Origin of the sequence: Anthropogastromicrobium aceti, from assembly GCF_020687335.1 — a bacterium.
In the GTDB taxonomy this organism is placed as follows: Bacteria; Bacillota; Clostridia; order Lachnospirales; family Lachnospiraceae; genus Anthropogastromicrobium; species Anthropogastromicrobium aceti.
The window spans coordinates 1-14238 of the sequence record NZ_JAJEQN010000016.1; the positions used below are offsets into that span (position 1 = coordinate 1).

Sequence of the window (14238 nt, forward strand, 5' to 3'; positions counted from 1 at the left end):
CGAATGTGAAGATTCAGTTCCATCGAATCGACACAAATGTGGTCATAGGACTGCTTGTTCGCGAGTTTTGTTGCTCCTGAACAGATGTGTGTGCCAAAGTCCTTGCGATGTACGCAGACACTAGAACTCTGTCAATGGAACCCCAGTGGCTTGCCGCTGGGTTAAGTCAGGCAGGTCATAAATTCCCTAATGATGCTTGCAAATGTGTTTCTTTTATTGACACGTTCTCTTGCGAGTGCTCATCGTATTGCAGAGATTCTTGACGAGAATATTGTTCTGACCTCACCAGAAAATGGAGTGAAAAAAGTCAAGGATGGAAGCATTGATTTTGAAAATGTGTCATTCAAATATCGTGAGGATGCTCGCGAGTATGCATTAGAGAATGTGAATCTTCATATTCAGGCAGGTCAGACGATTGGTGTTATCGGAACGACAGGATCGGCAAAGACGACACTTGTTCAGCTAATTCCGCGTCTGTATGATGCGACAACGGGCGTTGTTTGTGTTGGCGGCGTCAACGTGCGCGATTATGATTTAAGTGTACTTCGTGACAGTGTAAATATTACTCTACAGAAAAACGTACTATTTCAGGAACTGTGCGTGAAAATTTGAAGTGGGGAAATTCTTTATCAATTATGCGATTGTCGCTGTGCTTGGTGGCCTGTTAGCCTTAAATGGTCATACTGATTTAGGAAGTCTGGCAAGTTATCTTGTATTTGTGCGTCAGGCAGCGCTTCCAATCAACCAGTTTACGCAGCAGAGTAATTTCTTACTTGCTGCACTCGCCGGAGCAGAGCGAGTATTTAAAGTAATGGATATGGAGCCAGAGATTGACGAAGGAAAGACAGATCTTATTCGCGTGAAAAAGGAAAATGGAGTGCTGGTTCCATGCAAGGAAAAAACAGGTCTTTGGGCATGGCAAAAGAACGATGGCACTCTTGTTGAGTTAAAGGGTGATGTGCGTTTTGATCATGTAGATTTTGGATATGATGATGATCGCATGATATTAAAGCAGATCAGTCTGTATGCAAAGCCAGGGCAGAAGATTGCGTTTGTGGGTTCTACAGGAGCCGGAAAAACTACAATCACGAACTTGATCAATCGTTTCTATGATGTGCAGGGTGGCTCTGTCATTTATGATGGAATCGACGTGCGTGACATCAAAAAAGATGCGCTTCGCCGTTCCCTTGGCATAGTTCTTCAGGATACACACTTATTTACTGGCACTGTTGCCGAAAACATTCGCTTTGGAAAGCTTGATGCGACGCAGGAGGAAATTGAAAAGGCTGCAAAGATCGCAAATGCCGATTCCTTTATCCGTCGCCTTCCACATGGCTATGATACACTTGTTACGGCAGATGGTGCCAATCTGTCACAAGGTCAGCGTCAGCTTCTTGCCATTGCGCGTGCAGCCGTAGCTGATCCGCCGGTGCTCATTCTTGATGAGGCAACCTCATCAGTCGATACACGTACAGAGGCATTGATTGAGCGCGGAATGGATCAGCTGATGGAGGGACGAACTGTATTTGTCATTGCCCATCGTCTTAGTACTGTACGCAATTCTAATGCAATTATGGTCCTTGAACAAGGAAAGATCGTCGAGAGAGGTGATCACGACGATCTTTTAGAGCAGAAGGGAAAATATTATCAGCTGTATCACGGTATGTTTGAGTTAAGCTAAGATTTTTCTTTATTTTGCACCTTCCGTTGCGAAATATTCCTTTGTCAGACGTACAACAGTTCCAGACAGTAAAAATAGTGCAATTAAGTTAGGGATTGCCATTAAACCATTGAAGGTTTCTGCGATACTCCACATCAGTCCAAGATTTGCTGTTGCACCAAGGATTGCAACGAGAGAATACGCTACCATGAAAGGTTTAATGACTTTCTCTGAGAATAAAAATTCAATGCAGCGGGCACCATAGAGTCCCCATCCAAGAATAGTAGAAAAGGCGAAGCAGCACATTGCAATTGCGGTAAAGATGGAAACCCAGCTTCCGTAAACAGATGTGAATCCAGAAATGGTAAGCTCAGCGCCAGCTGCAGCTCCATATTCAATCGTGGTTCCGCTGCAAAGAATAACAAGAGCAGTCAAAGTACAGATAACAATTGTGTCAGTAAATACTTCAAATATACCAAACATTCCCTGCTTTACAGGTTTTTTTGTGTCTGCACATGCGTGGGCGATGGAGCCAGTACCAAGTCCAGCCTCATTAGAGAAGATACCGCGGGAAACTCCTTTTTTCATACTGGTAAACATGCTTCCGACAATGCCGCCGGTTACGGCAGATGGTTTAAATGCACCTTCAAAAATAGAAGCAAATACTGTAGGAATTGTGCGGATATTGATTACGATAACACCGACAGCAAGAACGATATATAATAATGCCATAAAAGGAACAAGCTTTTCTGTTACTTGTCCGATACGTTTTACACCGCCCAACAAAATGAGTGCAACAAGTACAGCCATTACAATACCAATGATTAAATTAGAAGTTGACACAGCATCATTAGAGATTACGTGAAAATCAATAAGAGCTGAATTAATAGCAGTGGTGATTGTGTTAACCTGTGTTGCGTTTCCAGTTCCGAATACAGTCAGTACACCAAAGGCGGCAAAAAGATAAGCAAGCCACATCCAACGTTTTCCAAGACCATTTTTTATGTAATACATTGGACCGCCGACCAGATCGCCATCAGCATTTTTCTCACGGAAATGAACGGCAAGTGTTACCTCGGCAAATTTAGTGCACATACCAAGAATAGCAGAGATCCACATCCAAAAGATAGCTCCAGACCCACCGATTGCAATTGCACCGGCAACACCTGCGATATTTCCAGTACCAACAGTTGCAGCAAGTGCAGTACATACAGCTTGAAATGGTGTCAAAGCACCATCAGATGCGTTCTTTTTGCGAAACATTCGTCCGATTGTTGTTTTAATTGCATAAGGAAATTTGCGTATCTGGAGAAAACGTGTGCGAAGACTCAAATAAAGGCCAACGCCAAAGATGCAAACCATAGCCGGAACACCCCAGATGAAATTGTTCACGGCCGAATTGACGGTCTCAATAAATTGAAGCATAAAAAATCCTCTTTCTTGTTAGTTCAAAATTTTACAAAGGACACTATAACACGATATAATTTATGGTTCAAGCGTTATTTCAAAAGTTCAACATATTGAACTTAGGGGCGAAACCCGAAAGTCTTACGAAAGGCGGATTCGACGAGGTCTTTGTCGGCGTCTCTTTTCCGCGGGTACCTGTTACACTATCTATTATCATATATTGTTTTGAAAGTCCCGCTACAACGTTCCGCCTCGTAAAGAACCATCGTCTCACCGCCAGCTAGGTAACGATGATGAGTCACAAAGTAGAACTGTATAATCAAAATAATAAGTATTTTTTCCTAAATATTTATTGAAATATTAGAATTGACGCATTATACTACTAAACAACATTAAAATAAAGGAGAGACATATAAGGAGAAAGAACCTATGATACTATGGATCATCGCGGCAATCTGCGCCTTTTTTATAAAGGGATTGTGTGGATTTGCAAACACTCTTGTTTTTACAAGTATTTTAAGTTTTGGAGTAAATAATGCGTCGATTTCTCCGGTAGAATTATTGCTAGGTTACCCGGGAAATCTGCTTTTGGCATGGAAAGAACGAAAAAAAATCAATTGGAAGATCTGCGGATCACTATCTGCACTTGTCATGCTTGGCAGCATACCGGGTGCCTTCTTTTTGAAAAATGCAGATACGACAGTAATTAAAATGATTTTCGGTATTGTAATTATTTTAATCGGAGCAGAAATGCTTCTTCGTGAGTTTCGTCCACGTCCGATGAAACAATCGAATGGTTTTACTATTTTCATCGGAGTATTATCAGGAATTCTTTGTGGCCTTTACGGAGTAGGGGCGTTACTTGGCGCATACCTTAGCCGTGTCACAGATGACAGCCATGCTTTTAAGGGCAATATTAGTGTGGTATTTTTTATTGAAAATACCTTCCGAATTATTTTGTATATTTGCTGGGGGATTATTACACTTGATGCTGCAAAGCAGGCGGTGATGTTATTGCCGTTTATGTTAGGCGGTCTTGGCCTTGGCATTTTTGCAGGAACGCGCATTCCAGAGCGTACTGTTAAAAGACTCGTTATTGTATTGTTGATGATTTCCGGTGCAGTGTTAATTTGGCAGAGTATGTAAGATCTTCATGCAACTTTATAGAATACCAGAAATGAACGCTTGAAATTACTCGGAAAAGTAGGTATCTTTATAAATACACGGAAAAATGTTTTAGAGAGGAAGGGTAAAATGACAGAACTTTTAAAAATACAGGATTTTGATCAGATGTATGCAATTATGGAAGCGAGTTTTCCTGATGATGAATACAGAGGCTACGAAGGTCAAAGACAACTATTTGAGAATCCAGAATATAAGGTGTTTATACATAGAAATGAAGAAACAAAAGAAATAGATGGATTTTTATCTGCCTGGGAGTTTGATGATATCTTATTCTTTGAGCATTTTGCAGTAAGCAGCAAAGTACGAAATGGTGGTATCGGAGGACGCATGTTAAGAGAGGTCCTTGCTAAGGTAAATAAAATGACATGTCTTGAAGTTGAGCTGCCAGAAGGAGAACTTGAAAAAAGGCGTATTAGCTTTTATGAAAGAAATGGATTTTGCTATAATCCATATCCATATACTCAGCCATCAATTGCTCCGGGAAGAAACCCAATTCCACTTCGTATTATGACTTACCAGAGAACAGTTACTGAAGCTGAATACCAGAAAATAAAAAATCTGCTGTACCGACGTGTATATCACGTATCAGAACAGCAGATGAAGTACTAGAATTTTTACTATCGTAGTATAAATGGCGGCGAGACGAATGTGATTTACGAGGCCGAACGTTGTAGCGGGACTTTCAAGATAACGTATGATAATAAGTAGGGTAACAGGTGCCAGCGGAAAAGAGAGGCCGACAAACACTTCGTTGAGGCCACCTTTTGTAAGCTTACCGGGCAGCCACCCACATCATTAGAAGACATCCAAATCGCGTCCGTTTACGGTATAACCTTCATACCTAGCGGTCTTAATCTCATCCAGGATTGCCTCATCGCGCCGAGCCATTTCAGCAGCCAGATTGATGTGGTTATCCTGGATATTCATATGGTAAATTCGGTGGTATGTAACAAGAAGCTTAGGCTGAGCCTTTTTTGCTACCCATGCCAGATCCGTGCTTAATGTATGCACTTCTCTGTGATATTTCTGCCACTTTGGTTCGCGTGCAGAGATACCAGCTGAATATTCTACTTCATGCAGTAAAATGTCGCATCCAGAAGCTTTTTGGGCCACCAGTTCAAGAGGAGCTGTGTCGCCGCTTATTACAATTGTGCGATCGGCTGTCACGAATTTATAGCCATAGCAGGTTAGTGTGCCGTGGCTGACAGGAAATGCCTCCACGCTCACATATTCATCTTGGTAGATAATGCCAGGATTTTCTTCGTTTTCAATTTCGGTCACATCCACCTTATAACCATTTTCATTTGCTTTTTCAAATCCATGAATGCGAAAATCAATATCTGTGGAATATGCTTCTAAAATATGGTCAGTCATATGACGCAGTCCCTTTGGACCAAAAACCTTAAGTGGTGTATTGCGTTCAAGCACCCATGGAGTAAAAATAAGATCTGAATATCCGGCAGTGTGATCAGTGTGCAGATGGGTACAAAAAGCAGTGCATAAAAGATCAGGGCGAAGTGCATCAATCCCGTTAAAATAAGCCTTAGAAGCCTGACGGACAACGCCCGGTCCAAAATCAATCAGATACGCACGATTCCCAACAACAACTGCGGAAGACGGGCCGCTTGCATTTGGGCATGCATTAGGCGTTCCAGTTCCAAGAAGAACAAGTTTTGTTTCCATATATATAAAGAACTCCTTTCTTTTTTCATGGAGTTTATTATAATGGAGTTATAGAAAAAAGACAAGAAAGGAACCAAACGAAATTTATGAATAAAATTAATTACCAGAAGCGTCTGGAAGAGACGATAGATAAAGAAACAAAGGCCGGGCATGTTCCGACACTTTTTTTGCACAGCTGTTGTGCACCGTGCAGCAGCTATGTGTTAGAGTATCTGTCCAATTACTTTAAGATTACCGTATTTTACTATAATCCGAATATCACAGAGGAGACAGAGTACAAAAAACGTGTCGCAGAACAGGCACGTCTAATTTCGGAACTTGATACAGTTTATCCGATTCAGCTTGTGGAAGGAACATATGACCCACAGCGCTTTTATGAGATCACGAAAGGAATGGAGCAGATGGACGAGGGCGGTGAGCGCTGCTTTGCCTGTTATAGGCTGCGTTTAGAGGAAGCCGCAAAGTTAGCAGCAGATGGTGGGTTTGACTATGTTACAACGACACTTTCCATAAGTCCAATGAAAAACGCTGAGAAATTAAATGAGATAGGGGCGGAAGTGGGAGAAAAATACGGCATCCCATGGTTGTTTTCAGATTTTAAGAAAAAGAATGGCTATAAGCGTTCTGTGGAGCTGTCAAAGGAGCATGATTTGTACCGTCAGAGCTATTGTGGCTGCGGATACTCAAAGGCTCAGGCAAAAAGAGAGGGACGGATCTGATGGAACAGCAAAAAACAAAAGAGAGTAAGAAACGCTATTTTGCCTATGATCTTATGCGTGCGGCTGCCATGCTTTTGATTGTATTTTATCATATGAACTGCGAGTGGAGTGCGCGCCTTATGGAAAGCCCGTTTGTCGTAACGAAAATTGGCGCGCAAGGGTATCTTGGCTGGCAGGGAGTGTCACTGTTTATTCTGGTGTCCGGCGCCGCGCAGTGTATCTCCTATGAGCGCTGCAGTGACTTAAAAACTTACTATAAAAAGCGCTGGTGGAGTATTTTTCCATCATTTTATATGGCATACTTTGTCTGCTACTTGATGGGTGGCTTTGGCGGCGGAGTTAAACTTTTTGATTTGTCATTTTTATGGACTATTACTGGACTTGATGGCTATGCATCATTGTTTGGTATTCAAAGCCACTACCTTGTCGGAGAATGGTTTATCGGAATGATTCTTGTCCTTTACATCGTCTTTCCGGTATTGTATGCACTGGTTAAGCGCTATCCAAAGCCAACACTAATCGCAGCGATTCTTTATTATCTAGTGATGGTACAGCTTCTTGGAAATACGGGAAGAGTGGACAAGGATATTTTATTAAATGTGGTTGTTTTTCTGGCGGGTATTTATCTGTATTGCTATGTAAAAAACGTATCGCTTCGCACAGGTGTGGCAGCAGCTGTAGTGTTGTGCCTGGTTGTGTTTATCCCGCTTCCAGAGCGTGTAACATGGTATTTATTTGCAGTCGAAGGCATTTTGTGGTATCTGATTTTTATGGCAGCAGGAAATGCGCTGGATAGGATAAAAAATTTGCCGTGCGTGATTCTGAAAAAACTTATCGGTGTGCTTTCAAAGTATTCATATGAGATATTTTTACTGCATCATGTACTTATAACTGTATCGTTATCACCATATGAGCAAAATACATATTATTCGGTGGGACAGTATCTGCTTTGGGCGCTGCGTGCGCTTGCTGTAATAGGAATTGCATCATGGATGATTTATCCTAGATGGAAGCCAAAGACAACGAAAGCGCAGGCAACAAAAACACAGTAAACTAAATGGCATGGTTAATGTGATGTAAGATGCAGACTGCGCTCATAGGCTTCTCGGCTTAGGCTGCATACCTGACTGCGAAGTGTTTCCCAGTAGCCAGAAGAAATCGGATGATCACAAGCGGCAGAAAATGCCTGATTGCCAAGCTCACTTTCGATAACTTCATAAAAGTATTCAACTCCTCGTTCGAGTATGCCGCCTTTTGTGGCGGCATTTTTTGTATCTTGTTCCAACTCCTCTTTTGTTTTTACTGCGATGGCAATCGTGTTGAGTGCGTAGGAGTAGACATCAAGAGACAGTGCTTCCTCATCAGATACACAGACCGGCATGGAGGTTGTGAAATCGTGAAGACCACCAAACCAGGAATCAGAAAAATGATGCATGAATTCCTGCATGGTAGGCGGTAAAGCATCGTTACGACGAAGAGAAGGGATTGGATCATCGAAAAATTTTGTGAATGATCGCTGGGCATACTGAAATGCCTTTCCGATATCATTTAGCGTAACTGAAAGACCAGCCTTTTGCGCGGCTTCGTGAATGCAAAAGCAGGCTTCACAGCAGACATGGCTTGTTATTTTTCCGGCCAGAAAGATCAGTGCCTGAGAGGCAGATAAAGAAACTGTTTTTCCGTAAGGGGTAAGCAGAAGGTCAAGCAGTGCACGGCGGCTAGAGTGCTTAAAAGCAGGTGTTGGGGATATGGTATTGATGCCGACACTTGTGATATCAATTCCATGAACGTCAGTAAAAATATTTGGAAGAATTTTAACGATAGAAACGTCGTTTCCGAGAAGATTCGCATACCAGTTTTCATCTGGTGTTGGAGTAAAGGAATACAAATCTGGCAGTGGCTGTGAGGCGGCACGAAGCGTATTATAATAGGGAAGAAGTATGGTTTTTGCAATATCGACAGAGACAGTCGGCGGCACCGCGACTATGAGAATTGTAGGATGGAACTTGAATAATACAGAGTCAATTGGATCTGTACAAAGCACACAGTCCTTTAATATATTAGTACGCGAAGCTAATTTTTCTGGATGTTTTCCGATGGCACACACATTTCCTACCATTGGTTGTCTTAATTCTGAAAAAAGATAATGAAGTCCCCTGTTTAAATAGCCTGCTATAAAACCAGTTCCAAGTATGACAATGTTTTCCTGCATTGAAAAAACCTCCTGCTAATATCATGTTTGCTCTCGCTTTCTTATGCTGCAGTGTAACACAAAACTAAGAGGACGTAAAGAAAAATAAATTCGACTCGATATAAGAACATCCTATAGCAAAATATAGGAAAAATCCTTTTCTTATTTTGTTGACAGAAAAAAATAACATGGTATGATAGAACTCAAGCAGTTAAGCAGTTATGATGGTTTGCAAGTATCCGCATCTAGCATGATGCGTGAACTGTAACTGCAAAATAAAGTTTCCCTGTTGATGGGCGAGAAAAAAGTCTGTTTCGGGGAATGGAAGGGCATGGTACGATTATGAGAAAACATCACATTCTTACAGCAGTAGCGGCGGCAACTGTTTTCAGTCTTGGAGCCAGTACATTGGCTTTAGCAGGCGAGGAGTCAACATCTGGTGGAACTTTCACTTATGCCAGATCTGATTCTACGACCTCTTTCGATCTTCATCAGGAAATTACAGAAAATAATGCCTTTGCAATTGATAAGGTGTTTGAGTCACTTGTGACTTTTGATAACGATGGAAATATTATTGACTGGCTGGCAGAAGATCATAAGATCAGTGATGATGGTCTTATATATACCTTTACGCTTCGTGATGGTTTAAAGTTTAGCGATGGCACAGATGTGACAGCAGAGGATGTCAAGTTTTCCATTGAGCGCCATCTTGAAGTCGGAGGATCCCTTCCAATTGAGGCAGATGTAAAATCTGTTGAGGCAGTGGATGAAAAGACAGTAGAGATTACACTTGGAACAGCTTACACACCATTTCTTTCAGAGCTTGCCAATTTCTCAAATGGAATTATTCCAAAGGATTTTGGTGGAAAGACTGAGGAGGAGTTTTTCAAGAATCCAGTTGGTACAGGTCCATTTGCCGTATCCGAGTGGGATCCATCTGGAGATTTGACTTTTGTAAAGAATGAATATTACTGGCAGGAGGGAAAGCCATATATTGATGAGCTGGTATATAAAGTAGTAGATGATGACAATCAGGCACTTAATCAGCTGCTTGCAGGTGAGATTGACGGAATTGAGGATTTGTCACTTAGCAATGCATCAAATGTAGATGGAAATGCTGATACGAAGACAGCAACCAGCTTTAGCTATAATGTAGAAGAACTGTTCTTTAATACGCTTGATGAGCACTTCAGTGATGAGCATGTACGCCGTGCACTTGCAATGGCAATTGACAGAGAGTCACTGACAAAGGCATTAACCTTTGGCTATGCGGAGATAGCAAACACTGTTCTTCCGCGTGCGCTTTTGTATCAGACAAATGATACGGTAAATGCGCTTTCGTATGATATTGACGCTGCAAAAGAAGAATTGGCACAGTCTGCATATCCTGATGGCTTTGACACTACGATCAGCATCGCATCTGGAAATAATACACGTCTTCAGGAGGCACAGATCATTCAGGCAGCAGGTGCACAGATTGGAATCAATATTGAAATTAATGCACAGGAAATTTCAACATTCCGTTCAGATTTCCGCGATTTAAATTTCTCTATGATGATCAACAGTGCAACAGCTGATTATCCTGATGCAAACTCTATTTTTGCATTTCAGGTCGATCCAGATGGATGGAGCAAGTGCTACTGGACTTCTTATAACAATGAGACAGCAGCAGATTTGATGAGAAAAGGACAAGTGACACCAGACGGAGATGAGCGTGCCGCAGTTTACGAAGAGCTGCAGCAGATTTTAGCAGATGAAGTTCCATATATTCCACTGTATAATTCAGAGAACGTAGTTGGACTGAGAGATAATGTAGAGGGCTTTACTGTATTGCCGAATGGAAGTGTCCACTTTGAGGATGTTTATTTTGAAGAATAATAGTTATAAAACGATGACAAGAGCGCTTATTAGGGCAGCTCTTGTCATTGCACTTGTTACAGCAGCAGTTTTTTTACTGATTCGTCTCGTGCCAGGAGATCCAGTTGTTATGGTTCTTGGAGAACATGCGACAGATGAGGCAGTAAATCAATTAAGAGAGCAGCTGCATTTAAATGATTCACTTGGGCAGCAGTTTCTCATTTTTCTGCAAAACGTATTTTTACATGCAGATACGGGCAATTCAATTAAATATGGCGTATCGTGCCGCAGTCTGATTTTACAGTATGCACCAGTGACACTTTTGCTTGTTGTCATGTCAATGACTATTTCAATTGTTATATCACTGCTTCTTTCATTTACGGCAGCCACACATAAAGATGGCATTGCAGACCATTTAATTAGGATTATTCCTATTATTGCGCATGGTATGCCTGTTTTTTGGATCGGACTAATTTTGATTCTTATTTTTTCTGTCAATTTGAAGTGGTTTCCAGTTGGCGGTCTGAAAAAAGGGACAGCAGGCATGATTTATAGTTTGATTTTGCCATCAATAACTGTATCATTTGGGCAGATTCCGCCGCTTGTGCGTTCACTTAGAGAGCAATTGATAGAAACACTTGATGCAGATTTTGTGCTTACGCTTTGTGCAGCAAAGCTTCCAAGACGTGTAATTTTATGGAAACATGTGCTTCATAATGCAGTAGTGCCAACATTGATGCTGCTTTCTGTCAATTTGTCTTATTTAATAGGCGGAACACTTGTGGTTGAGCAGGTATTTGCTGTAAAAGGAATTGGAAAGCTATTATTTGAGGCAATATCCAATCGTGATTTTCCACTTGTAGAGGGAATTACTCTGTACTGCGCATTTTTTGTTGTCATTATTAGCTTGATTGTTGATTTGATTGCAAAGAAGATTGATCCGCGAATGGCAAAAGTGTGAAAATAGCGACAGTACAACATATTAAGTAAAATGAAAGGGCAAAGGCGCATATTGTTATGAAACAGGCAAAAAGAAAAAAATTAAAAAAAACACATGCGCCGACATTGTGGATCGGTCTTTTTATGATGGGTCTACTGGTAGTTTTAGCTGTACTGGCGCCTGTGATCTGCCCATATGATCCGCTGGAACAAAATCTTGCAGAGTTTCTTAAGGCACCTGGGGCAAAGCACTTGTTTGGAACAGATCAATTAGGGCGTGATTTATTCACAAGAACGCTGTATGCTGCGCGAACTGATCTATGGATTATGGTTATGGCTGAGATAGCACCATTTATAATAGGTATTTCTCTTGGAATGGCAGCAGGATATTTTGGCGGTGCGATTGACTGGCTGGTAGGAATGGCATCAGATACATTTATCGCATTTCCATTTTATTTGCTTGTCATTGTGATCGCATTTGCATCTGGTGCAGGTTCGCACGGTATCTTTATCACATATTTGTTAGTTGGATGGCTTATTTACTGCAAGGTAGCACGAGGACAAAGTGCAGCACTTAAAAATTCAGAGTGGATTGCTGCAGCAAAGATTCTTGGATACTCTAATATTCGAATTTTATTTTGTGAATTGCTCCCCAATATTATTCCGCAGGCAATTGTCCTTTTAATGACAGATATGGTTGGACTTCTCGTCATTATTGTAACGCTTGGATACTTGGGCATTGGCATTTCACCACCTACACCAGATTGGGGTACCATGATCTCAGAGGGACAAACCTTTATGACAAGTGCCTGGTGGCTTTCAGTTTTGCCAGGTATGTTTGTCGTATATACAGGAGTGGCGCTCTCATTTATAGGAGATGGGCTTGCAGATCGTTTTCGTTAAGAAAAAGAAAGGATGTAAGAATTTTATGGAAAAGCAGACTGATTCAGTTGAAACAGTGAAATCCATAGCATCAGATTTAAAAGCAGTAGAACCGATTGTATCAGTAAAAAATTTAATAGTGACTGGAAAAGATGGCCGACTTCTTGTCGATCATCTTTCTTTGCAGTTAAAGCGAGGAGAGACGCTTGGCCTAGTTGGAGAATCAGGTTCAGGAAAGACACTTACATTAAAAAGCCTGATAGGACTGCTTCCTAAAAATCTTTCAGAGAGCTATGAAGAAAAAAAGATTAACGGAAATGTGGCAATGATTTTTCAAAATCCGATGAGTGCACTCGATCCGCTATGTCCTGTTTTTGCACAGCTCATTGAGGTTGTTATGATAAGGCAAAATGTGAGCAAAAAAGAAGCAGTATGCCGCGCTAATGAGCTAATTGAGCGCCTTGGCTTACCGAAAGAGCTTTCTAAAAAGGATCGCCTTCCATCAGAGCTTTCCGGTGGACAATGTCAGAGAATTTTGATTGCCATGGCACTTGCCTGTAACCCAGATGTGCTTTTATGTGATGAACCGACCACGGCGCTTGATGTTACTGTTCAAAAGCAGACACTTGATTTGATCTTGTCGCTGCAAAAAGAGATGAATTTTGCCATATTGTTCGTCACTCACAATTTGGCAGTGGCAGCAGGCATATGCAGTCATCTTGCTGTGATGCATCATGGAAAAATTGTGGAAAGAGCTGCAACAAAGGAGATTTTATTAACACCTAAGGATGAGTATACGAAAATGCTTTTGTCAGCAATTTTGCGTATTCCACATAGATGATCCCAACATAATAATATATCATTAAGAAGGAGCGGCAGCAAAATGCAAAAAAGTGATGTACTTTTAGAAATTAGAAATATTCAGGCATCATACAAAGAATACCCTGCATTAAATAATGTCAGTCTTGATATTAAAAAAAATACAGTACTTGGTCTAGTTGGAGAATCAGGTTCAGGAAAGTCAACACTGGCAAAGGTTATCACTGGGCTTTTGCAGGCTGATACGGGAGAAGTTGTATTTGATGGAGAAATGCTTTATAGTAAGAAAAAGCATTTGCATCGCAAGCAGCAGTGTAAACAAATTCAAATGGTATTTCAAAATCCAGAAGGTTCATTAAATCCAAAGCACACAATAGAAAAAATACTTTCTGATGCAATGCTGTTTCATAAAATTACAGACAGGGCGCATGTAAAGGAAAAATGTCAGGAATGGGTACAACGCATGGAACTTCCAGAAGATACACTTTCACGTTTTCCATCATCTTTTTCCGGCGGACAAAAGCAGCGAATTGCACTTGCAAGAGCGCTCTGTGTTTCACCAAAATTTTTGATTGCAGATGAGCCAACTAGTGCTTTAGATGTTTCAGTGCAGCTTCGTATGCTGCAGTTAATCAAAGAACTTAAACGGGAGATGGGGCTGACAATTCTTTTCATCTCGCATGATATGGGTGTTATTTATGATATCTGTGATGAGGTGGCTGTAATGAAGGATGGAAAAATTGAAGAGACAGGAGAAAAGGAAGCTTTTTTTGCTAAACCTAAAACAGAGTATGGAAAACTTCTGCTTGACAGTGTGCCAACTCTGCCGTATTTAGAGTGAAGAAGTAGACCGTGAAAGATGAGAGAAAAGTCAATGAGAGGAAACGGAAGAAACC

13 protein-coding genes and 1 pseudogene are annotated in these 14238 nt (G+C 41.2%); 11 read left to right on the forward strand and 3 right to left on the reverse strand.

The annotated features are described in order from the left end of the window. The first annotated feature begins 189 nt into the window (after positions 1 to 189). Together LKD48_RS07695 and LKD48_RS07700 are read left to right on the forward strand one after the other, a co-directional pair. Positions 190 to 612: an ATP-binding cassette domain-containing protein gene (locus tag LKD48_RS07695; protein ID WP_331466822.1), complete on the forward strand. Its 423-nt coding sequence runs from the start codon at positions 190 to 192 to the stop codon at positions 610 to 612. 13 nt (positions 613 to 625) lie between these two features. Beyond that, a pseudogene (locus LKD48_RS07700) lies at positions 626 to 1681 on the forward strand (ABC transporter ATP-binding protein); the annotation flags it as partial. 9 nt (positions 1682 to 1690) lie between these two features. Here LKD48_RS07700 and LKD48_RS07705 read toward each other — a convergent pair. Then, positions 1691 to 3085 (reverse strand): alanine/glycine:cation symporter family protein, encoded by a 1395-nt coding sequence (locus tag LKD48_RS07705; RefSeq protein ID WP_066564522.1) that lies wholly within the window; start codon positions 3083 to 3085, stop codon positions 1691 to 1693. 411 nt (positions 3086 to 3496) lie between these two features. Here LKD48_RS07705 and LKD48_RS07710 point away from each other — a divergent pair, with 411 nt between their 5' ends. Then, positions 3497 to 4213, forward strand: a complete 717-nt coding sequence (locus tag LKD48_RS07710; RefSeq protein ID WP_308731649.1) for a sulfite exporter TauE/SafE family protein — start codon at positions 3497 to 3499, stop codon at positions 4211 to 4213. Positions 4214 to 4321: 108 nt separating this feature from the next. After that, positions 4322 to 4861 (forward strand): GNAT family N-acetyltransferase, encoded by a 540-nt coding sequence (locus tag LKD48_RS07715; RefSeq protein ID WP_308731650.1) that lies wholly within the window; start codon positions 4322 to 4324, stop codon positions 4859 to 4861. 186 nt (positions 4862 to 5047) lie between these two features. On the opposite strand, the gene LKD48_RS07720 is transcribed toward LKD48_RS07715, so the two are convergent. After that, positions 5048 to 5935: an MBL fold metallo-hydrolase gene (locus LKD48_RS07720; RefSeq protein ID WP_308731651.1), complete on the reverse strand. Its 888-nt coding sequence runs from the start codon at positions 5933 to 5935 to the stop codon at positions 5048 to 5050. An 86-nt stretch (positions 5936 to 6021) separates the two neighbouring features. Between LKD48_RS07720 and LKD48_RS07725 the strand changes: the two genes are divergently transcribed. Together LKD48_RS07725 and LKD48_RS07730 are read left to right on the forward strand one after the other, a co-directional pair. Further along, positions 6022 to 6654 carry an epoxyqueuosine reductase QueH gene (locus LKD48_RS07725; RefSeq protein WP_066564513.1) on the forward strand — a complete coding sequence of 211 codons (633 nt, stop codon included), beginning with the start codon at positions 6022 to 6024 and terminating at the stop codon, positions 6652 to 6654. Then, positions 6654 to 7706 (forward strand): acyltransferase family protein, encoded by a 1053-nt coding sequence (locus LKD48_RS07730; protein ID WP_308731652.1) that lies wholly within the window; start codon positions 6654 to 6656, stop codon positions 7704 to 7706. The genes LKD48_RS07725 and LKD48_RS07730 overlap by 1 nt, the downstream gene beginning before the upstream one ends. A gap of 14 nt (positions 7707 to 7720) precedes the next feature. Here the strand turns inward: LKD48_RS07730 and LKD48_RS07735 are convergent, their stop codons facing one another. Continuing rightward, positions 7721 to 8866 carry a hypothetical protein gene (locus tag LKD48_RS07735; protein WP_308731653.1) on the reverse strand — a complete coding sequence of 382 codons (1146 nt, stop codon included), beginning with the start codon at positions 8864 to 8866 and terminating at the stop codon, positions 7721 to 7723. A gap of 321 nt (positions 8867 to 9187) precedes the next feature. Between LKD48_RS07735 and LKD48_RS07740 the strand changes: the two genes are divergently transcribed. Genes LKD48_RS07740 through LKD48_RS07760 form a run of 5 tightly spaced genes read left to right on the forward strand, consistent with a single transcriptional unit; the run spans position 9188 to position 14183 of the window. Then, complete coding sequence (locus LKD48_RS07740) at positions 9188 to 10723, forward strand: ABC transporter substrate-binding protein (protein ID WP_308731654.1); 1536 nt, start codon at positions 9188 to 9190, stop codon at positions 10721 to 10723. Then, entirely contained in the window at positions 10713 to 11663 is a 951-nt protein-coding gene (locus tag LKD48_RS07745) for an ABC transporter permease (protein ID WP_227099920.1), read from the forward strand. Before LKD48_RS07740 ends, LKD48_RS07745 begins: the two co-directional genes overlap by 11 nt. A gap of 56 nt (positions 11664 to 11719) precedes the next feature. After that, a complete protein-coding gene (locus LKD48_RS07750) occupies positions 11720 to 12544 on the forward strand; it encodes an ABC transporter permease (protein ID WP_308731655.1) in 825 nt (274 codons plus the stop codon). A gap of 25 nt (positions 12545 to 12569) precedes the next feature. Beyond that, positions 12570 to 13364: an ABC transporter ATP-binding protein gene (locus LKD48_RS07755; protein WP_082868749.1), complete on the forward strand. Its 795-nt coding sequence runs from the start codon at positions 12570 to 12572 to the stop codon at positions 13362 to 13364. Between the two features lie 42 nt (positions 13365 to 13406). After that, a complete protein-coding gene (locus tag LKD48_RS07760; protein ID WP_227099917.1) occupies positions 13407 to 14183 on the forward strand; it encodes an ABC transporter ATP-binding protein in 777 nt (258 codons plus the stop codon). Positions 14184 to 14238: the final 55 nt, after the last annotated feature.